The 20,161-nt window shown below is 55.4% G+C and carries 17 protein-coding genes; 8 read left to right on the top strand and 9 right to left on the bottom strand.

Translation table 11 applies throughout. The annotated features are described in order from the left end of the window. Positions 1-3 precede the first annotated feature (3 nt). From GRH90_RS19960 to bolA, 9 genes are all read right to left on the bottom strand, one after another. Positions 4-333, bottom strand: coding sequence for an Arc family DNA-binding protein (locus tag GRH90_RS19960; RefSeq protein ID WP_162367715.1), 330 nt, complete (start codon positions 331-333; stop codon positions 4-6). A 168-nt stretch (positions 334-501) separates the two neighbouring features. Further along, positions 502-1,032: a ComEA family DNA-binding protein gene (locus GRH90_RS26620; RefSeq protein WP_312857205.1), complete on the bottom strand. Its 531-nt coding sequence runs from the start codon at positions 1,030-1,032 to the stop codon at positions 502-504. Positions 1,033-1,267: 235 nt separating this feature from the next. Then, entirely contained in the window at positions 1,268-3,148 is a 1,881-nt protein-coding gene (ppiD, locus tag GRH90_RS19950; RefSeq protein WP_162367714.1) for a peptidylprolyl isomerase, read from the bottom strand. A gap of 241 nt (positions 3,149-3,389) precedes the next feature. Beyond that, positions 3,390-3,662: a nucleoid-associated protein HU-beta gene (gene hupB / locus GRH90_RS19945; RefSeq protein ID WP_162367713.1), complete on the bottom strand. Its 273-nt coding sequence runs from the start codon at positions 3,660-3,662 to the stop codon at positions 3,390-3,392. 212 nt (positions 3,663-3,874) lie between these two features. Continuing rightward, positions 3,875-6,235 (bottom strand): endopeptidase La, encoded by a 2,361-nt coding sequence (gene lon / locus GRH90_RS19940; protein ID WP_178113259.1) that lies wholly within the window; start codon positions 6,233-6,235, stop codon positions 3,875-3,877. A gap of 199 nt (positions 6,236-6,434) precedes the next feature. Then, entirely contained in the window at positions 6,435-7,709 is a 1,275-nt protein-coding gene (gene clpX, locus GRH90_RS19935; RefSeq protein WP_162367712.1) for an ATP-dependent protease ATP-binding subunit ClpX, read from the bottom strand. A gap of 150 nt (positions 7,710-7,859) precedes the next feature. Next, positions 7,860-8,483: an ATP-dependent Clp endopeptidase proteolytic subunit ClpP gene (gene clpP / locus GRH90_RS19930; protein ID WP_162367711.1), complete on the bottom strand. Its 624-nt coding sequence runs from the start codon at positions 8,481-8,483 to the stop codon at positions 7,860-7,862. 417 nt (positions 8,484-8,900) lie between these two features. Next, positions 8,901-10,205 (bottom strand): trigger factor, encoded by a 1,305-nt coding sequence (tig, locus tag GRH90_RS19925; RefSeq protein ID WP_162367710.1) that lies wholly within the window; start codon positions 10,203-10,205, stop codon positions 8,901-8,903. A gap of 327 nt (positions 10,206-10,532) precedes the next feature. Next, positions 10,533-10,847: a transcriptional regulator BolA gene (bolA, locus tag GRH90_RS19920; protein WP_162367709.1), complete on the bottom strand. Its 315-nt coding sequence runs from the start codon at positions 10,845-10,847 to the stop codon at positions 10,533-10,535. A 329-nt stretch (positions 10,848-11,176) separates the two neighbouring features. Here bolA and GRH90_RS19915 point away from each other — a divergent pair, with 329 nt between their 5' ends. The 8 genes from GRH90_RS19915 (at position 11,177) to GRH90_RS19880 (ending at position 20,149) form a co-directional block, all read left to right on the top strand. Further along, positions 11,177-11,755: a lipoprotein gene (locus tag GRH90_RS19915; protein ID WP_162367708.1), complete on the top strand. Its 579-nt coding sequence runs from the start codon at positions 11,177-11,179 to the stop codon at positions 11,753-11,755. A gap of 108 nt (positions 11,756-11,863) precedes the next feature. Beyond that, entirely contained in the window at positions 11,864-13,357 is a 1,494-nt protein-coding gene (gene ampG / locus GRH90_RS19910) for a muropeptide MFS transporter AmpG (protein WP_162367707.1), read from the top strand. A gap of 460 nt (positions 13,358-13,817) precedes the next feature. Beyond that, a complete protein-coding gene (gene cyoA / locus GRH90_RS19905; RefSeq protein ID WP_162367706.1) occupies positions 13,818-14,750 on the top strand; it encodes a cytochrome o ubiquinol oxidase subunit II in 933 nt (310 codons plus the stop codon). Positions 14,751-14,755: 5 nt separating this feature from the next. Further along, the gene (gene cyoB / locus GRH90_RS19900) at positions 14,756-16,750 is read left to right on the top strand and encodes a cytochrome o ubiquinol oxidase subunit I (protein WP_162367705.1); all 1,995 of its coding nucleotides are present in this window, start codon (positions 14,756-14,758) and stop codon (positions 16,748-16,750) included. Further along, positions 16,740-17,360: a cytochrome o ubiquinol oxidase subunit III gene (locus GRH90_RS19895; protein ID WP_162367704.1), complete on the top strand. Its 621-nt coding sequence runs from the start codon at positions 16,740-16,742 to the stop codon at positions 17,358-17,360. Before cyoB ends, GRH90_RS19895 begins: the two co-directional genes overlap by 11 nt. After that, a complete protein-coding gene (locus GRH90_RS19890) occupies positions 17,360-17,695 on the top strand; it encodes a cytochrome o ubiquinol oxidase subunit IV (protein WP_162367703.1) in 336 nt (111 codons plus the stop codon). Before GRH90_RS19895 ends, GRH90_RS19890 begins: the two co-directional genes overlap by 1 nt. Before the next feature lie 15 nt (positions 17,696-17,710). Then, a complete protein-coding gene (gene cyoE / locus GRH90_RS19885) occupies positions 17,711-18,601 on the top strand; it encodes a heme o synthase (protein ID WP_162367702.1) in 891 nt (296 codons plus the stop codon). Between the two features lie 183 nt (positions 18,602-18,784). Next, complete coding sequence (locus GRH90_RS19880; protein ID WP_162367701.1) at positions 18,785-20,149, top strand: MFS transporter; 1,365 nt, start codon at positions 18,785-18,787, stop codon at positions 20,147-20,149. The last annotated feature ends 12 nt before the right edge of the window (positions 20,150-20,161 follow it).

The following is a 20,161-nucleotide window of genomic DNA, read 5'->3' as shown; positions in this document are numbered from 1 at the left end:
CGATTATTTTTTCTTTGATTTTTTTTTCGTATTGGCATTGAGCAAGGCGCGGAGTTTTTTGACTTCGCCGGTGGTAAAAGGCTGCTCGGTAATTTCTACGGTATGTTGATTATCCACATCGGCGGCAACGTGATCTTTTTGCGCTGGTTTTTTAGCGTGTCCCTTTGCCTCAACCTCGCCTTCAGCCTCGCTCTCAGCCACGCCATTCAGGCTGCGTTCGAGCCTTGCGCTGATTTCCGCACTCATGGAAACGCTATTGCTCGCGGCTAAGGATTTAATTCTTTCCTTTAGCTCGAGAGGTAATTTAATCGTTAAATTAGCTGTCTCACTCATAGTGCTTTCCTATTGATAGAAGAGCCACTAACTTAGGAAAGTTATTACGGGAAGTCCACACTGTCACAAAAATTTAATATTTGCCGCCGTCGATGCCGGGTTTCAGGAGGAGGCGAAAATTTCCCCACTCGCTGGAACCCGATCGTGTCGCAGGTTTAACGCCGCGGTTTATTCAAGGGTGACCAGCTCTTTGATATTCGATAGGGTGGAAGGCCCGATGCCTTTGACTTCCTTGAGCTGTTCGACCTGGGTAAAAGGCCCTTTGGCCTCGCGGTAGTCGATAATGGCCTGCGCCTTTTTAGGCCCGATGCCTTTCAACGCATCCACCAATTCCTCCGCCGTGGCGGTATTGATATTCACTTTTTCAGCGCCGAAGTCATCGGTCTGGGTACTTTTGTCCTGGGTTTCAACCGCGGGTTTTATCGACTGGGCCACGGGCTTGCCGCCGGTGTCGCCGCCTTTATCACCACCGCTCTTATCAGCGCCGTCACCGGCGGCGGTGATATCCCGACCGATGCCGATGGCGCCGCCGCCGTCCGCAGGTACCTTGATGGCTTTATTATTGCCGGTGTCGAGGCTGATGACTATGGGTTCTTCGACGTGGACTTCTTTATCGTCAGAACACCAGGCCATGTCCGACAGCGCCAGCAGGCCTGTCATTAACACCAGGTTTAGCGTGCGTTTCATCGCGATTTTCATAAGGTGACTTCCTTGTGGTTGCTTGTGGTTGCTTGTGGTTGCTTGTGGTTGCTAATAATTGCTTGTGGTTGCCTGTCGCATAAGGCTGATAACCACGCGTGGCGCCCATGAGGTAACGGCACGGCAGGCAGATTGCCCTAGTGACGCCAAGCCGGCAATGCAGGAAGTTTAACAATGCAAAAGGCCGCGAAAGCGGCCTTTGATGATTACATATTGTTCAGTATTTTTATGAGCGTTATTGCATTTGCGCGCCGGTGCCCATTTTGATCTTGGCTTCGGTGCGCAGGTTATTAAGCAGCGCGTCAAAGGTCACGCCGGTCATGCCCTGGCTAAGCTGGCTCACTACCTGGGCGCGCTGCTGGTCGTCAAGTTTACGCGGCGCGACCTTATCCAGGGCCACCAGGACGATATTGCCCTGGGCATCCTCGGAGATGCCGTAGGAAGCGGTATTCGGCTGGGGCTGCGGTAATGTGAAGATGGACTGGGTCAAACGATCGTTTTGACGCGTCGAGTCAAAGGTTTTCCGATCGCCGAATGACAAGTTCGCGGCTTTCATGGCCTCATCGCCCTTGCCCTGCTTAAGCGCCACCAGGAGCTTCTCGGCGTCGACCCGGGCCTGTTGCATCGCCTTCTGGCGTTTGACCTGCTGCTCGACCTGCGCGCGCACCGCATCCAGCGGTTTGGTGCTTTCCGGCTTATGTTCGGCCAGGCGTACGATAAAGGCCCGATCGCCATCGACGGTAATCACATCGGAGTTATTACCGGGTGCGCCGTTGACACCCAGCAGGGAGCCGCCGAACAGAGCCTGTTTCACGGCATCGAAGTCCAGCGCCGCCGGCACGCTGTCGCGGCTGAACCAATCGGTCTGCACCGCTTTGGTGCCCGCGGCCGTTTCGGCCGACGCCAGGGATTCGTTGTCATTGCTGGCCGCGTCGCTGACCTTTTGCTGTAAGGCATAATAGGCATCGATGGCCTTTTCCTGCTTCACTTTCATCGCCACGCCGTCATGCACGTCGGCCAGCGGTTTAACCTGCTCCGGCTGGATGTCGGTCAGCCTGGCCACCAGGAAACCCACCGAGGAGGTAATCACGCCGGACAACTGCCCTTTGTCGTTCAGGTTGGCCTGCTTGAGCTCGTCAACCGTCGCGTCAGCGTCCATCCAGCCGATATCGCCGCCGTTTTTGGCGGAGATAATGTCGGTTGAACGTTGTTTGGCCAGGATGGCGAAATCAGCGCCTTTTTGCAGTTCCGCCAGGATAGCCTTGGCGTCGGCTTCGGTTTTGCTCTGGATAATGGCATAACGTTTACGCGCCGGCTGCGAGAACTGATCTTTATGCTGGTCGTAATAAGCCTGGATTTCCTGTTCGCTCACCGTGGTTTTCGCCTGCATCGAGGCGGCATCCAGGGCGATGTAGGACACTTTGAACGCCTCGGGCTGGACATAACTGTTTTTGTTCTGGTTATAGGTATTTTGGATTTCTTCGTCCGAGGCGGTCTGCCCGGCAAGCAGCGCGTTGATATCCAGCGTGGCCAGGCGCGCCTGGCGCTCCTGGATGGCCAGCGCCATCAGCCGGTTGGTTTCGTCCGGCAGCAGGAAGCCGGTGCCGCCCAACCCCTGGATCAGCTGCTGCGTCAGCAGTTGTTTACGCATCAGCTGCGCATACTGGTCCGGCGTCAATCCCATGCTGGTGATGATTGAGCGGTATTTTTCATTGTCGAAATTGTTGTTGGTCCTGAACGCCGGGATGGCAAAAATCGCGTCTTTGATCTGCCGATCGCTGACCGCCAGTCCCAGGGTCTGCGCGTACTGATCCAGCAAGGTCTCATCAATCAACTGCGACAGTACCTGACGGCGCATCTGCAGCATGTAGCCTTCGTTGGCGGCCAGGGCCGAGAAGCTGTCGCCCAGGGACTCCTGCTGGCGGTTGCGTTCGTTTTGCACCGCCTGCTCCAGTTGGGCGCGGCTGATTTGCTGTCCGTTCACCTTCGCGGCATAATCCCCGCCGCCGCCAATCAGATAGTTGCCTACCCCGGTCAGCACGAATGAAATGGCGACAATTGCCAGAATAATTTTGAGCACGACGTGATTGGCGGCCGCGCGTAAATTGTCCATCATAGTGTGACAACACTCCGCTGTAATATGAATGAAACCTTTGCGCCGGCAGTAAGATCCGCCTTCATGCCGTAGCTCCGAGAGCTGCTGCGCGCTAAAGCTATTCCTCTGACAACCGAAATGCGCAACTGTCAGGGAAAAATAAAAACAAAAAAGGCACATCAAAAAGATGCGCCTTGTATTCTACCCTACCCGTTCTCCTGCGTCAGGTAATAGTTTGACGCGAAAAACAGCGGTGCAACAATCAGTTGACAGCGTCTTTCAGACCTTTGCCCGCACGAAAACCGGGCACTTTGGCGGCCGGAATACTGATTTCTTTACCGGTTTGAGGATTACGGCCGGTACGGGCTGCTCGCGCACGCACCGTAAAGGTGCCAAAACCTACCAGTGCAACATCATCTCCCTGCTGCAGCGTTTCGGTTACGGAACCAATAATGGCATCCAATGCACGTCCGGCAGCCGCTTTGGAAATATCAGCACCTGCGGCAATTTTGTCGATCAGTTGTGACTTATTCACTCTTTCATCCCCTCTAGAATTCTCTCGTCGCGGCGGAATTTTCCTTAAACGCGACAGCGCAGCTGTTATATCAAGCCTGTTATGTCATGGCAAGGCAAAGCCGGAAACCGACCAAGCCTGCCAGCTACCTAACTTAACGGTACAAAAAAAGGCTGGCAAGTGGGATTTCACCTGCCAGCCGGTTTTTTAGCGGTATATGTTACTTTAAGCGGTTATTTTGCCGCCGCGGTAGCTATTTCCATGCCAAAAGGCGCGTTCTGCAAGGCCAGGGTCAATACCTCGTCGATGCGCTGCACGGGATGGATATCCATATCGTTAATCACATTCGCCGGCATATCTTCCAGATCGCGTTTATTCTCATAAGGGATTAACACGGTCTTGATGCCGCCGCGATGCGCCGCCAACAGTTTTTCCTTCAGGCCGCCGATCGGCAATACCAGACCACGCAAGGTGATCTCGCCGGTCATGGCGACATTGGCTTTCACCGGATTGCCGGTCAGGCATGATACCAGGGCGGTGCACATGGCGATGCCGGCGCTCGGTCCGTCTTTCGGCGTTGCGCCTTCCGGCACATGGACATGAATATCGCGTTTCTCGTAGAAATCGTTATTGATGCCCAGCTTATCCGCCCTGGAGCGCACCACGGTCAGCGCCGCCTGGATGGACTCCTGCATCACCTCGCCCAGCGAGCCGGTATAGGTCAGTTTACCTTTGCCCGGCACGCACGCGGTTTCGATGGTCAGCAGTTCCCCGCCCACTTCGGTCCAGGCCAGGCCGGTAACCTGCCCCACACGGTTCTCGCCCTCGGCGCGGCCGTAGTCGAAGCGCTGGACGCCCAGGTAATCCTTGAGGTTGTCGCCGTCAATATGGATATGCTTGACGGTTTTATCCATCAACAGGGTCTTGACCGCTTTACGGCATAACTTGGAAATTTCCCGTTCCAGGTTACGCACGCCCGCCTCGCGGGTGTAATAGCGGATGATCCCGACCAGCGCGCTGTCGTCGATGGTTAATTCGCCGCTCTTCAATGCGTTGCGATCCAGCTGTTTTTGCAGCAGATGCTCGCGGGCGATATTGAGCTTTTCATCCTCGGTATAACCGGACAGGCGAATCACTTCCATACGATCGAGCAACGGCGCGGGAATGTTCATCGAGTTGGAGGTCGCCACGAACATCACGTCGGAAAGATCGTAATCCACCTCCAGATAGTGATCGTTAAACGCCACGTTTTGCTCGGGATCCAGCACTTCCAGCAGGGCGGAAGCCGGATCGCCACGCATATCCGACGACATTTTATCGATCTCGTCGAGCAGGAACAGCGGGTTTTTCACCCCGACCTTGGACATTTTCTGGATAAGCTTGCCCGGCATGGAACCGATATAGGTCCGGCGGTGACCACGGATTTCCGCTTCATCGCGCACCCCGCCCAACGCCATGCGCACGTACTCGCGTCCGGTGGCCCTGGCGATGGACTGGCCCAGCGAGGTTTTACCCACCCCCGGCGGGCCCACCAGGCACAGGATCGGCCCTTTTATCTTGCTGACCCGGCTTTGCACCGCCAGATATTCAAGAATGCGATCCTTGACCCGTTCGAGGCCGTAATGGTCCTTGTCCAGCACTTCCTGCGCCTTCACCAGGTCTTTCTTGACCTTGGTGCGCGCGTGCCAGGGCACGGACAGCATCCAGTCGATATAACCGCGCACCACCGTGGCCTCGGCGGACATCGGCGACATCATTTTCAGCTTCTGCAATTCGGCTTCGGTTTTTTCCCGCGCCTCTTTCGGCATTTTGGCCGCTTCAATCTTGCGCTTCAGCGCTTCGTTTTCGTCCGGCGCGTCATCCATCTCGCCCAGCTCTTTCTGGATGGCCTTCATCTGCTCATTCAGATAGTACTCGCGCTGGCTTTTTTCCATCTGTTTCTTGACGCGATTGCGGATACGTTTTTCGACCTGCAGCAGATCGATCTCCGATTCCATCATCGCCATCAGATATTCCAGGCGCTCGGTAACGTCGGCCATTTCCAGCACCGATTGCTTGTCGCTCAATTTAAGCGGCATATGGGCGGCGATGGTATCTGCCAGGCGCGCGGCATCGTCAATGCTGTTCAAGGACGTCAGCACCTCGGGAGGAATTTTTTTATTCAGTTTGATATAGCCTTCAAACTGATTGATCGCAGTGCGCACCAGGACTTCCTGTTCGCGCTCATCGATTTCGGGCGTGGCCAAATATTCAGCCTGGGCGGCAAAATGCTCACCGCTATCGGACAAAGTGGTAATGCGGGCGCGCTGCAATCCCTCGACCAGTACTTTTACCGTACCGTCGGGCAATTTCAGCATCTGGAGAATCGAAGAGACGGTCCCGACAGAAAAGAGATCGTTAATACCCGGTTCATCCGTAGAGGCTTCTTTCTGCGCCACCAGCATGATTTTTTTGTCGCTATCCATGGCTGCTTCAAGGCACCGAATCGATTTCTCCCGCCCAACAAACAGCGGAATGACCATATGCGGATAGACCACCACATCGCGCAGAGGCAACACGGGGATTTCTATGCGTTCGGAACGCTCAGCATTCATAGAGCTCTCTCTTAGTTTAGCTTCCGCCAGGTTTAGGGGATTCGCAAAACTCGGCCGTTGCCAGTTTCAACAAATAGGTAATTGAGTATATGGGGGCGAATCTTTTACATTCAATAACCGGGATAACGGAAAAACAAATGGGGGACGGAATCCCCCACTTTATTACTTTTCGCCGGAATTTCATCAGTCAACCGATGAATTATTCGCCGGAAGCCTGCTGGGTTTCATGTTTGCCATAAATCAGCAAGGGTTCCGACTGGCCTTCAATCACCGCTTCGTCGATCACCACTTTTTCGACGCTGTCCTGCGAAGGCAGTTCATACATCGTTTCCAGCAGCGCCCCTTCCACTATGGAGCGCAGGCCGCGCGCGCCGGTTTTGCGCGCCATGGCTTTCCTGGCGATGGCCGTCAGGGCCTCGTCGCGGAACTCAAGCTCGACGCCTTCAAGATTGAACAACGCCTGGTACTGCTTGGTCAGGGCGTTCTTCGGCTCTTTAAGGATTTGGATCAGCGCGTCCTCGCTCAGTTCATTGAGCGTGGCGAGCACCGGCAGACGACCGATAAACTCAGGGATCAAGCCGAATTTAATCAGGTCCTCCGGCTCGACCCTGGCCAACAGCTGGCCTTCGCTTACCTTCTCGGCGCTGCCTTTGACCGTCGCGCTAAACCCAATGCCGCGACCGGTATCCACACGCTGCTCGATCACCTTATCCAGGCCGGCAAACGCGCCGCCGCAGATAAACAGGATCTTGGAGGTGTCCACCTGCAGGAATTCCTGCTGCGGATGCTTACGCCCGCCCTGGGGCGGAACGGCGGCGATGGTGCCTTCAATCAATTTCAGCAGCGCCTGCTGCACGCCTTCACCGGAGACGTCGCGCGTGATCGACGGATTGTCCGATTTGCGGGAAATCTTATCGATTTCGTCGATATACACAATGCCACGCTGCGCTTTCTGCACGTCGTAATCACATTTTTGCAGCAGTTTCTGGATGATGTTTTCCACGTCCTCGCCAACGTAACCGGCCTCGGTCAGGGTGGTGGCGTCCGCCATGGTAAAGGGAACATCCAGGAAACGCGCCAGCGTTTCGGCCAGCAGCGTTTTACCGCTGCCGGTGGGACCTATCAGCAGGATATTGCTCTTGCCAAGCTCAATCCCGTTAGTGGTATCGCCGTTACGCAGGCGCTTGTAGTGGTTATACACCGCTACCGCCAGCACTTTTTTGGCTTTTTCCTGGCCGATGACATAATCGTCCAGGTGATGGCGAATTTCATGGGGCGTCGGCAGCGCGCTGCGTTCACGATGCGGGGCCACTTCCTTGATCTCTTCGCGAATAATGTCATTGCATAAATCGACACATTCGTCGCAGATATACACTGACGGCCCTGCGATCAGCTTACGCACCTCATGCTGGCTTTTACCGCAGAAAGAGCAATACAGCAGCTTTCCTGAACCGTCTTTGCGCTTATCTGTCATCAGTAAACCTCTTTCTCTAGTCTTTGTCCCGCAGGCCAACCACGGCGGCAACGCGACTGCTTAACGTAAAACCGGCGCTTTGAGTGGTGTTAGTCTACTCGAATGACTCATTACTGTAACTATAGTCTATCGGTAATCAGATTTACGCCGTCAATCACGCTTGCTTAATATGGAATCCACTAAACCGTAGTCTACCGCCTCTTCGGCGGAGAGGAAACGGTCGCGTTCCGTATCTTTTTCTATCGATTCCAGCGTGCGGCCAGTATGTTTGGCCATCAGTTCGTTCATGCGCGCCTTAACCTTCAGAATCTCTTTGGCATGAATCTCAATATCCGTCGCCTGGCCCTGGAACCCGCCCAACGGCTGATGAATCATCACCCGCGAGTTCGGCATGCAAAAGCGCTTGCCCTTGGCGCCGGCGGTCAGCAAAAACGCGCCCATAGAGGCGGCCTGGCCCATACAGAAGGTGCTGACATCAGGTTTGATAAACTGCATGGTGTCGTAAATCGACATACCGGCGGTAATTACGCCGCCGGGTGAATTTATATACAGATAAATGTCTTTTTCCGGGTTTTCCGCTTCCAGGAACAGCATCTGCGCCACGATCAGGTTGGCCATATAATCTTCAACCTGGCCGGTCATGAAAATGATTCGCTCTTTCAGCAGGCGCGAAAAGATATCGTAAGAACGCTCTCCGCGGGAAGTCTGCTCAACCACCATCGGCACCAGGGCCATATGGGGTGCTTGTTGTCCTGTTTCGCCACTGTATGACATTATCGTCTCCTAGATAAAATTCGCTCGGCGCCTTTATATTTGCCGATTCTACTTGAGATGAGGATCGATCGCCATGCTCAAGCTGTCGGGTCGCCTTGTTGTTCGGACGGATGTAATCAGCCAGGGACGTATTGTTGTCTGGGCTTTATAATCCCATCTATATGACTAGTTGGGGGGTCTGACGTCCCTTTTCAAGCGTCCGTCGCATTTTCTTTAACGGGTTTTCATAATAACCCTGCCGACGCCGCGCTGGTTCCGCCCCACTTTTAGCATCGAGTTCCCTTTAAATATAGCGTTAATTAGTGAAATTTATTGCAAGGAAGCACGAACAAACAAAAAGCCCGCCATCGCATGATGTCGGGCTTTTAATGATAAACACACCGCTTAGCCAGGGGGCAAGCCCGGCCGGCAGATTTATCAGGCCGCGGTCGGCTGGTTCATCAATTCGGTGAACGTGGTGGGTTTTTCAACCACCTTGGCATTGGCCAGCAGGGCCTCAACCGCCTGTTCTTCCAAAGCGACATTACGCATATTATTCATCATTTCCTGATTTTTGGCGTAGAACTCAATCACTTCACGCGGGTCTTCGTAAGCCGAGGCCATTTCTTCGATCAGGGTTTTCACCCGAGAGTCGTCTGCCTTCAGCTCATTGACCTGGATAACCTCACCCAGCAGCAGACCTACGCGCACGCGGCGCTTAGCCTGTTCCTCGAATAGCTCGCGCGGCAGTTCAAGCGCTTGCTTTTCATTGCCGCCGAAACGCTGTGCCGCCTGGCGACGCAGCACGTCGATTTCGCCGTCGATAAGCTTGGCCGGGACATCGATTTCGTTAGCGTTGATCAGGCCGTCGATAACCTGGTTTTTCACCCGGTTGCGCACGGCGTTTTTCAGTTCGCGTTCCATATTCTTGCGCACTTCCGCGCGCAGGCCCTCAATGGAGCCGTCGGCCACGCCGAAACGTTTTATAAACTCTTCGGTCAGTTCCGGCAGTTCGCGTACTTCAACTTTTTTCAGGACGATAGCGAATTTAGCCGCTTTGCCTTTCAGATTTTCCGCGTGATAATCTTCCGGGAAATTGACATCGATATCGAATGAATCGCCGGCTTTATGGCCGATCACGCCCTCTTCGAAGCCGGGGATCATTCTGCCTTGGCCCATCGCCAGTACGAAATCGGTGGCCTTGCCGCCGTCGAATTCTTCACCGTCGATGGTGCCGGAGAAATCAACGGTGACACGATCTTCCGCCGTGGCGGCGGCGTCGCTTTCTTTCCAGTCCGCCTGCTGTTTACGCAGGGTTTCCAGCATCTGGTCGACATCGGCGTCGTTGACTTCAACGATCGGCTTTTCGACTTCGATGGCGTCCAGGCCCTTCAGTTCCACTTCCGGGTAGACTTCAAATTCTACGTGGTAGGTGAAATCCCCGCCGTCCTTGTACTCACCGGGCACATAGCTGGGCGCGCCAACCGGATTGATCTTTTCCTGGATAATGGCATCAACGAAGTTGCGCTGCATGACATCGCCCAGTACGTCCTGACGTACCGACATGCCATAACGCTGCGCAACGATGTTCATGGGGACTTTCCCTTTACGGAAGCCGTCGATGCGAACTTTCTTGGCAACATTCACCAATTCGCTTTTTACCGCTTGCTCTATGCTATCGGCGGCAACGGTAATAGTTACACGGCGCCCCAGGCCTTCAGTGGTCTCAACAGAAACTTGCATCTTGTTACCTCAAAAAATCACAGTGCTCGGTCAACGCCAGAAGCCGTTTTCAAAGAAGCGGTCATCCAGGTCCACTGACGTGAAAATGGCCTCTGAGAACCGGGAGGTCTGAGTGAACAGATACCTGTTCCCCGTCGTCGTCAGAAGCATCCCGAATACATTTCGGAAATATAAGACGCGGCATTATAGCGGCATAGAGTTTATGAGTCGAGAACAGCGCGTAAATTGCCGCGCGCGGAGCGCCATGGCGCACAAAAAACAAAAAAAACGGCGCAAAGGCCGTTGTGTTTATTGCGGATAGGCTCGAGGCATGAAGAGATAATCAGTTCAGGCGATAAGCCTGGCGCCGCGGCACGGCGGCGATGCGGGCACCGCATTTTGCAGGCTGGTCCACTCTTTCAGGGTATAGGCGTGCAGCGCCAACGCGTGCACCGGCCCGGCCAGTTCTTCCGACAGCACGGCATAAAGGGAACGGTGCCGGGATAAAATGCGCTCGCCGGTAAAGCTTTCGCTCACCACGATCACCTTAAAATGACTTTCCGATCCCGCGGGCACGTTATGCCGGTAGCTCTCATCCGCCACTTCCAGATAAATCGGATCAAACGCCGCCCTTATTTTTGCTTCAATCTGCTCGCGAAACATTTCATTCTCCTTACTACATAGGCTGCGTGCCCTGCACTGTCAATTAAACTTTAGCTGACTTTTTATTAACTCATCGCACTTTTTATTAACTCGTCGCACTTTTACCATAAATTTTTGTCTTAGAAAGCCGAAACTTCAGCTTGGTTTAACAGTATATGAAGTTACGAAACGGTTAAAGAAACATTTTTTGCGGTTCGCGCGGACACGGCGGGAAGATCGGGCCATTACACAATTTACTGCGATTCAGATCTTCCACCGGCGGACGGCAATGTTATGATGTGAGCAATTTATCTCACCCCCCGTGCATCTTAATGATTGAGAAGACGAATATGCTAAAAAAAATATTTTTCCCCCTATTGGCCGCGCTGCTGCTTGCCGGCTGCGCAGGCAAGAGCAACACCCTGGATATCGCGCCTAAAATCGAACTGCCGCAGCAGGATCCGATGATCCGCGGCACCACCGTCAGCGTCAACGGCGCCGATCAGCGCACCGACCAGGCGCTGGCCAAAGTAAATCGCGACGGCGAACTGGTGGTCCTCACCCCGTCGCGCGACCTGCGCTTCCTGTTGCAGGAGGTATTGGAAAAACAAATGACCGCCCGCGGCTATATGGTGGGTCCGAACGGCGCCGTCGATCTGCAGATCATCGTCAACAAACTCTTTGCGGATGTTTCCCAAGGCAATGTGCGCTATAACATCACCACCAGCGCCGATATCTCCATCGTTGCCCAGGCTAAAAACGGTAATAAACAGCTGAAACATTATCAGGCGACCTATAATGTGCAGGGCGCGTTTGTCGCCAGCAACCAGAAAATCACCAATGCGGTGAACAGCGTGCTGGGGGATGTGATCAGCGATATGGCCCAGGACACGAGCATCAGTACCTTTATTAAAGAAAACGCCCAATAATTCCTTTCATCCCCTGCCCGCCACCAGGCGGGCAGTTGCAGGTCCCGCGGTTCCATTGCCCGCGGTTTTGTTGCCCGCAGTTTCATTAATAAAACAGAAAAATCGCCCATGCCTAACCACCGCCTAAGCCTCGCCACCCTCGCCCAGCCGCAGTCCCTGATGTTGCTGTGCCTGGGCTTCGCCTCGGGGCTGCCCCTCGCGCTCACGTCAGGAACGCTGCAGGCATGGATGACGGTGGCCAACGTCGATCTGAAGACTATCGGCTTCTTTTCATTGGTGGGACAAGCGTACGTATTCAAGTTTCTCTGGTCGCCGCTGATGGACCGGTATACGCCGCCGCTGCTCGGCCGGCGGCGCGGCTGGCTGGTCATCACCCAACTGCTGCTGATGGCCGGCCTCATCGCCATGGGCACCCGGGACCCCTCGCAGGACCTGATGCCGCTGGCCCTGCTGGCGGTATGGGTGGCGTTTTGCTCCGCCTCGCAGGATATCGTGTTCGACGCCTATAAAACCGACCTGCTGGCGCCGCAGGATCGCGGCACCGGCGCGGCGGTATCGGTCCTGGGCTATCGTATCGGCATGCTGGTGTCCGGCGGGTTGGCCCTGTGGCTGGCGGATCGGCTGCTGGGATGGCAGGCCACCTATTGGCTGATGGCCGCCCTGATGCTGATAGGCGTGATCATGGCCCTGCTGGCGCCGGAGCCGGACAACGCCATCCCCGCGCCGCGATCGCTGGAACAGGCGGTGGCGGCGCCGCTGAAGGACTTTTTCGGCCGCAACAATGCGTGGCTGATCCTGATGCTTATCGTTTTTTACAAGCTTGGCGATGCCTTTGCCGGCAGCCTCAGCACCACGTTCCTGATCCGGGGCGTCGGTTTTGCCGCCGGCGAGGTCGGGGTAGTCAACAAGACCCTGGGCCTGCTGGCCACCGTGGTCGGCACCCTGGCGGGCGGATTACTGATGCAGCGACTGTCACTGTTTCGCGCCCTGATGTTGTTCGGCCTGCTGCAGGCGGTATCCAATGCCGGCTACTGGCTGCTGGCGGTAACGGCTAAACATATCCTCACCATGGGGGCGGCGGTGTTTGTGGAGAATCTGTGCGGCGGCATGGGCACCGCGGCGTTCGTTGCGCTGCTGATGACGCTATGCAACAAGTCGTTCTCCGCCACGCAGTTTGCCCTGCTTTCCGCGCTGTCCGCCGTGGGCCGCGTCTATGTCGGCCCGATAGCCGGCTGGTTCGTCGAGCTGCACGGCTGGGCCTGGTTCTACGTGTTTTCCATCATTGCCGCGTTTCCCGGCCTGCTGCTGCTGCTGTTATGTCGTGAAACCCTGCGCTTTACCCAGGAAACCAACGGCTTCCTGCGGCGCGATGGTTTTGCCGGCCCTTATCGCTGGGCCCTGCGCCTGCTAATGCTGGGCGCGTTGTTATTGGGCCTGGGCCTGTTCCTGATGGCACTGCAAGCCCTGGAGTGGATGACTGTCACGTCGGTGACCGAATTTTTATGGGAATCAGGGGCGGCGCTGCTGACTTTTGGTATACTCAGTGGATGCTGGTTTGACTTTTTGTCGATGCGGCGCGTAAGAAGAAGAAACGCCCTCTAATCCGGTTAAAAAATAACCGGAAAGGAATTTCCGCCGGCGTAATAATTGGCTGGAAAAAATTATCGGCATATCCAGGGACGATATTTTTTGTATCCGGATACGATATTTTTTTATGCCAGCAGGGTGACAATTCAGGCTGTCTACTATTTTTTAGCGGTCTCATTTACCAATTTGTAGCTTATTTGTCCTAAAATGCTATTACCTTGTTAATGCTATGATACTAAAACCGCGGGGTTATTCTTTCTGACGCCGATAAAACCGCACAAAGGTTTATTTCTCTCTAAGCCTCTGTGGAAATTCATGTTTTGTTATAATTTCGGTTGCCAAAGATTTCATTTGCAAAAAGCGGAAACATGTTTCTGACAAAAGCTTAAGCGTGTTTACAGTAATGCAACCTTCCCGTAAAATGCCCACACACAAGAAACGACATTAAAGCCCTTTTTTTTATTGAGGTCGTTAGATGAGACTCAGGAAATACAATAAAAGTTTAGGGATTCTGTCATTGGTTTGCGCATCCGCCCTGCTAAGCGGTTGCGATATGGCGTTAATGAATCCCAAAGGACAGATTGGACTGGAGCAACGTTCACTCATACTCACCGCCCTTGGGCTGATGTTATTAGTGGTTGTACCTGCAATCGTCATGGCAGTGGTTTTTGCCATCAAATATCGCGCATCCAATACCCAGGCGACTTACAGCCCCAACTGGTCCCACTCCAACAAGGTGGAACTGGTGGTCTGGACTGTTCCAATCCTGATCATTATTTTCCTGGCGCTACTGACCTGGAAATCAACCCATGCGCTGGATCCCAGCAAGCCGATTGCGTCGGAAGCCAAGACCATGACCATCCAGGTGGTCGCCATGGACTGGAAATGGCTGTTCATCTACCCGGAACAGGGTATCGCCACCGTCAATCAGATCGCTTTCCCGACCGATGTGCCGGTCAGGTTTGAAATCACGTCCAATTCGGTGATGAACTCCTTCTTTATCCCGCGCCTCGGCGGCCAGATCTACGCCATGGCGGGGATGAACGCCACGCTGCACCTGATTGCCAATGAGCCCGGCACCTATGACGGCATCTCGGCGAACTTCAGCGGCCGGGGATTTTCCGGCATGAAATTCAACGCGATTGCCACGCCGGACCAGAAAGGGTTTGACGATTGGGTGGCAAAAGTCAAAGCCTCGCCGGAATCGCTCACCACCATGGACGCCTACGAGCAGTTGGCGGCGCCCAGCGAATTCCATCCGGTTGAGTATTTTTCCAGCGTTAAACCTGACTTGTACCATGCTGTAATCGATAAATTCATGGGCAAGGGCAAGAGCATGGATATGACCCAGGAAAAGGGCATGGACATGGGCATGAGTGAGCACTCTCACGCAGGAACCGAGGAATAATGACGATGTTGGGAAAATTAACGCTGGATTCGGTTCCCTACCACGAACCGATTATCATGGTCACCGTCGCCGCCATCATCGTGCTTGGCGCGGCGCTGGTTGCCGGCATTACGTATTTCGGCAAATGGGAATACCTCTGGAAAGAGTGGTTCACCACCGTCGATCATAAAAAAATCGGCGTCATGTACATGATCGTGGCGTTCGTCATGCTGCTGCGCGGCTTCGCCGACGCCATCATGATGCGCTCGCAACAGGCACTGGCCTCGGCCGGCGAGGCCGGTTTCCTGCCGCCGCACCACTACGACCAGGTGGTGACCGCCCATGGCGTCATCATGATCATCTTCATGGCCACGCCGTTCGTGGTCGGGCTGATGAACCTGGCGGTGCCGCTGCAAATCGGCGCGCGCGACGTCGCCTTCCCGTTCCTTAACTCCCTGAGCTTCTGGTTCTTCGTGGTGGGCGTGATATTGATCAACGTCTCGCTGGGCCTGGGCGAGTTCGCCCAGACCGGTTGGGTCGCCTATCCGCCGCTGGCCGGCAAGGAGTACAGTCCCGGCGTCGGGGTGGACTACTGGATCTGGAGTATCCAGATAGCCGGTATCGGGACCACCCTCACCGGCGTCAACTTCTTCGCCACCATCATGCGCATGCGCGCGCCGAACATGCCGCTGATGAAAATGCCGGTCTTTACCTGGGCCGCATTGTGCACCAACGTGCTGATTATCGCCGCGTTCCCGATCCTGACAGTGACCATTGTCCTGCTAACCCTCGACCGCTACCTCGGCACCCATTTCTTTACCAACGACATGGGTGGCAATATGATGATGTATGTCAACCTGTTCTGGGCCTGGGGCCATCCGGAAGTGTATATCCTGGTGTTGCCGGTGTTCGGCGTGTACTCGGAAGTGGTGGCCACCTTCTCCAAGAAGCGGCTGTTCGGCTATACCTCGCTGGTGTGGGCCACCATTGCCATCACCATCCTGTCGTTCTGCGTGTGGCTGCATCACTTCTTTACCATGGGGTCCGGCGCCAACGTTAACGCCTTCTTCGGCATCATGACGATGATCATCGCCATACCGACCGGGGTAAAAATCTTCAACTGGCTGTTTACCATGTACCAGGGCCGCATCGTCTTTAACTCCGCCATGCTCTGGACCATCGGTTTTATCATCACCTTCTCCATCGGCGGGATGACCGGGGTACTGCTGGCGGTGCCGGGCGCCGACTTCGTGCTGCACAACAGCCTGTTCCTGATTGCCCACTTCCATAACGTCATCATCGGCGGGGTGGTGTTCGGGTGTTTTGCCGGCATGACCTACTGGTGGCCGAAGGCCTTCGGCTACACCCTGAACGAAAAATGGGGTATCCGGGCGTTCTGGTTCTGGATTATCGGTTTTTACGTGGCCTTCATGCCGCTGTATGCCCTGGGCTTCATGGGCATGACCCGTCGCCTGAGCCAGCAGATTGATCCGCAGTTCCATATCCTGCTGCTGGTGGCCGCCGGCGGCGCGGCGCTAATCGCCCTCGGCATTCTGTGCCAGGTGATCCAGATCGTGCTGAGCGTCATCCAGCGCGACCAGAACCGCGATTTGACCGGCGACCCGTGGGGCGGACGTACCCTGGAATGGTCGACCTCCTCACCGCCGCCGTTCTATAACTTCGCCGTGGTGCCGGACGTGGACAACCATCGCGATGCCTTCTGGCAGATGAAGGAAGACGGCACCGCTTACCGCAAGCCGACGTCCTATGAACCCATCCATATGCCGAAAAACACCGGCGCGGGCGTGGTGATTGCGGCGTTCAGCCTGTTCTTCGGTTTTGCGATGATCTGGCATATCTGGTGGCTGGCGATTATCGGCTTCGCCGGCATGATAGTGACCTGGATCGTGCACAGCTTCAATGAAGACGTGGATTACTACGTGCCCGTCTCGGAAGTGGAACGCATCGAAAACCGTCATTTTGAAGAAATTAGCGAAGCGGGCCTGAATAATGTCAACTGAGATCCTACATAATCACGATCGCGCAAACGCCCATGACGCGCATGGGCACCACGACGCCGGCGCCATCAAAGTCTTCGGCTTCTGGATTTACCTGATGAGCGACTGTATTTTATTCGCCACGCTGTTCGCCACCTATGCCGTACTGGTCAACAGCACCGCGGGCGGCCCGGCGGGTAAAGACATTTTTGAGCTGCCGTTTGTCCTGGTGGAAACCTTCTGCCTGCTGTTCAGCAGCATCACCTACGGCATGGCCATCCTGGCCATGAACCAAGGCAATAAAAGCCGGGTAAACGGCTGGTTGGGCCTGACGTTCCTGTTCGGGCTGGCGTTTATCGGCATGGAGCTGTATGAGTTCCATCACCTGATCGCCGAAGGCAACGGCCCGGATCGCAGCGGCTTCCTTTCCGGGTTCTTTACCCTGGTGGCGACGCACGGATTGCACGTTACCTCGGGACTGATCTGGATGGCGGTGATGATGGTGCAGGTCGCGAAACGCGGCCTGACCGCCACCAACCAGACCCGGCTGATGTGCCTGAGCCTGTTCTGGCATTTCCTCGATGTGATTTGGATTTGCGTGTTTACCGTGGTGTACTTGATGGGGGCCATGTAATGAGTAGTCATGCAACAACCGGGCACGGCGGTGCCAGCCACGGTAGCCTGAAGTCCTATTTAATCGGTTTTGTCCTGTCGATTATCCTGACGGTCATTCCTTTTGTCATGGTCATGAACGACTCGGCGACTAAAACCACGCTGATTGTCGTCCTGGCGCTGTGCGCCGTGGTGCAGATCATGGTCCACCTGGTGTATTTCCTCCATCTGGATCGCTCTTCCGAGCAGCGGTGGAATGTGGTGGCGCTGGCCTTTGCCGTATTAATAATTGCCATCCTGGTTGTCGGTTCACTGTGGGTCATGCTGCACCTGAACTACAACCTGATGAGCCATTAACCGAGCGCAATCCTGATGATTAAGCAATACCTGCAAGTAACAAAACCAGGAATTATTTTCGGTAATTTAATTTCTGTCATCGGCGGATTTCTACTGGCCTCCAAGGGCCAGATTGACCATGCCTTATTTTTCGCCACCTTGGTCGGTGTCTCGCTGGTGGTCGCCTCGGGTTGTGTGTTTAACAACTTTATCGACCGGGACATTGATAAAAAAATGGAAAGGACCAAGAACCGGGTCCTGGTGAAAGGACTTATCTCCCCGAAAGTGACCCTGGTTTACGCTACGGTGTTGGGTATCGTCGGTTTTGTACTGCTTTATGTGGCGGCAAACCCGCTGGCCATGTGGCTGGCGGTGATAGGCTTTATTGTCTACGTGGGCGTCTACAGCCTGTATATGAAGCGCAGGTCGGTCTATGGCACGCTGATCGGCAGCCTGTCGGGCGCGGCGCCGCCGGTCATCGGCTATTGCGCCGTCAGCGGCCGTTTCGATATGGGGGCGGCGATCCTGCTGCTGATTTTCAGCCTGTGGCAGATGCCGCACTCCTATGCCATTGCCATTTACCGCTTCAAGGATTACCAGGCGGCGTCGATTCCGGTGCTGCCGGTAAAACGCGGCATTTCGGTGACCAAACATCATATCATCCTTTATATCATCGGATTTATGGTGGCCACGCTGATGCTGACGCTGGGCGGCTACGCCGGCTATAAATATTTCATCGTCGCGGCCGCGGTCAGCGTGTGGTGGCTGGGCATGGCGTTGCAGGGGTACAAATCGGCCAACGACGATAAGGTCTGGGCGCGCAAGCTGTTTATTTTTTCCATCGTGGCGATTACCTCGCTAAGCGTGATGATGTCCGTGGACTTTATGGTCCCGGCCGGCACCAGCCTGTTATCCTACGTCTGGTAATTACCCGCAGTGACCCGATGCCGGCAAAGCCCCGGTTTTGCCAGCATCCCTCCCCCGCCGCCGTTGCCATCGAAGCCGTTTTCGCCCCGTCCGCCGGGACCGGTTACATCTGTTAAAAGACGTTCCATTTACCCAAATCGCCTGGCGCATTAAAATGACTTGGGTAGCTCTCTTGAGGTAGTAATGAACGATAATAAAATGACCGGCATCGAACTGCGCGCCACCTGGGGTTTAGGCACGGTGTTCTCATTACGCATGCTGGGCATGTTTATGGTGTTGCCGGTGCTGACCACCTACGGCATGGCGCTGCAGGGCGCCAGCGAAGCCCTGATTGGGCTGGCCATCGGCATCTACGGCCTGGCTCAGGCGGTATTCCAGGTGCCGTTCGGCCTGATCTCCGACCGGGTCGGCCGCAAGCCGCTGATTATCGGCGGGCTGCTGGTATTTGCCCTGGGCAGCGTTATCGCCGCGCTCACAGATTCGATTTGGGGCGTTATCCTGGGGCGCGCGTTGCAGGGTTCGGGCGCCATCGCCGCCGCGGTGATGGCGTTATTATCCGATTTGACCCGCGAACAAAACCGCACCAAGGCCATGGCCTTTATCGGCGTCAGCTTCGGCGTGACCTTTGCCATTGCCATGGTGCTGGGGCCGATTATCACCCATGCCCTGGGGCTGCAGGCGTTGTTCTGGGGCATCGCGCTCCTGGCTCTGGCGGGCATTGCCATTACCCTGGCCGTGGTGCCGGCGGCGAACGCCCATGTGCTAAACCGCGAGTCTGGCATCGTCAGGGGCAGTTTTGCCAAGGTCTTGGCCAACGGCCAGTTGCTGAAGCTGAACGTCGGCATCTTTTGCCTGCACGCCCTGCTGATGTCGAGTTTTGTCGCCCTGCCGCCGATGATGGCCAAAGCCGGCCTGGCGCCCGCCGACCATTGGAAAGTGTATTTGGTCACCATGCTGGTGTCGTTTGCCGCGGTGGTGCCCTTTATCATTTATGCCGAGGTCAAGCGGCAGATGAAACGGGTATTTATGATCTGCATCACCCTGCTGCTGCTGGCGGAAATCGTGCTGCTGGCCGCGGGACAGCATCTGTGGACCCTTTTTGCCGGCATTCAGCTGTTTTTCCTGGCGTTTAACGTCATGGAAGCCATACTGCCGTCGCTTATCAGTAAAGAGGCGCCGGCCGGTTACAAGGGCACCGCCATGGGGGTTTATTCCACCAGCCAGTTCCTTGGCGTCGCCGCCGGCGGCAGCCTGGGCGGACTGTTGTATCAATGGCAAGGCGCCTGGCTGGTATTTGCCTGCGGCGCGGCGCTGGCGGTGGCGTGGTGGATTATCAGCACCACCCTGCGGGAACCGCCTTACGTCAGCAGCCTGCGCATTACGCTGTCGGCGCTGGCGGTAAAGGACGGCGCCCTGGCGGAACGGCTGAAAGCGCAGCCCGGAGTCACCGAGGTGGTGGTGGTGCCCGAAGAGCAAAGCGCCTATATCAAGATTGATACCCAACAGACCAACCGGGGTGAACTGGAGCGATTGGTGAATGCCGCCTGAACCGGGTTCCGG

This window comes from Acerihabitans arboris, from assembly GCF_010131535.1.
Classification (GTDB): Bacteria; Pseudomonadota; Gammaproteobacteria; order Enterobacterales; family Enterobacteriaceae; genus Acerihabitans; species Acerihabitans arboris.
Note: the sequence above shows the minus strand (reverse complement) of the source record. Positions and strands in the feature narration are given on the sequence as shown.

Bases quoted from the DNA above. Each gene is read 5' to 3' on its own strand.
- GRH90_RS19960 (WP_162367715.1), bottom strand. From the start codon at position 333: ATGAGTGAGACAGCTAATTTAACGATTAAATTACCTCTCGAGCTAAAG.
- ppiD (WP_162367714.1), bottom strand. From the start codon at position 3,148: ATGATGGACAATTTACGCGCGGCCGCCAATCACGTCGTGCTCAAAATT.
- GRH90_RS19895 (WP_162367704.1), top strand. From the start codon at position 16,740: ATGTCAACTGAGATCCTACATAATCACGATCGCGCAAACGCCCATGAC.
- ampG (WP_162367707.1), top strand. From the start codon at position 11,864: ATGCCTAACCACCGCCTAAGCCTCGCCACCCTCGCCCAGCCGCAGTCC.
- clpP (WP_162367711.1), bottom strand. From the start codon at position 8,483: ATGTCATACAGTGGCGAAACAGGACAACAAGCACCCCATATGGCCCTG.
- GRH90_RS19915 (WP_162367708.1), top strand. From the start codon at position 11,177: ATGCTAAAAAAAATATTTTTCCCCCTATTGGCCGCGCTGCTGCTTGCC.
- GRH90_RS26620 (WP_312857205.1), bottom strand. From the start codon at position 1,032: ATGAAAATCGCGATGAAACGCACGCTAAACCTGGTGTTAATGACAGGC.
- cyoB (WP_162367705.1), top strand. From the start codon at position 14,756: ATGTTGGGAAAATTAACGCTGGATTCGGTTCCCTACCACGAACCGATT.
- GRH90_RS19890 (WP_162367703.1), top strand. From the start codon at position 17,360: ATGAGTAGTCATGCAACAACCGGGCACGGCGGTGCCAGCCACGGTAGC.
- clpX (WP_162367712.1), bottom strand. From the start codon at position 7,709: ATGACAGATAAGCGCAAAGACGGTTCAGGAAAGCTGCTGTATTGCTCT.
- GRH90_RS19880 (WP_162367701.1), top strand. From the start codon at position 18,785: ATGAACGATAATAAAATGACCGGCATCGAACTGCGCGCCACCTGGGGT.
- tig (WP_162367710.1), bottom strand. From the start codon at position 10,205: ATGCAAGTTTCTGTTGAGACCACTGAAGGCCTGGGGCGCCGTGTAACT.
- cyoE (WP_162367702.1), top strand. From the start codon at position 17,711: ATGATTAAGCAATACCTGCAAGTAACAAAACCAGGAATTATTTTCGGT.
- lon (WP_178113259.1), bottom strand. From the start codon at position 6,235: ATGAATGCTGAGCGTTCCGAACGCATAGAAATCCCCGTGTTGCCTCTG.
- bolA (WP_162367709.1), bottom strand. From the start codon at position 10,847: ATGTTTCGCGAGCAGATTGAAGCAAAAATAAGGGCGGCGTTTGATCCG.
- cyoA (WP_162367706.1), top strand. From the start codon at position 13,818: ATGAGACTCAGGAAATACAATAAAAGTTTAGGGATTCTGTCATTGGTT.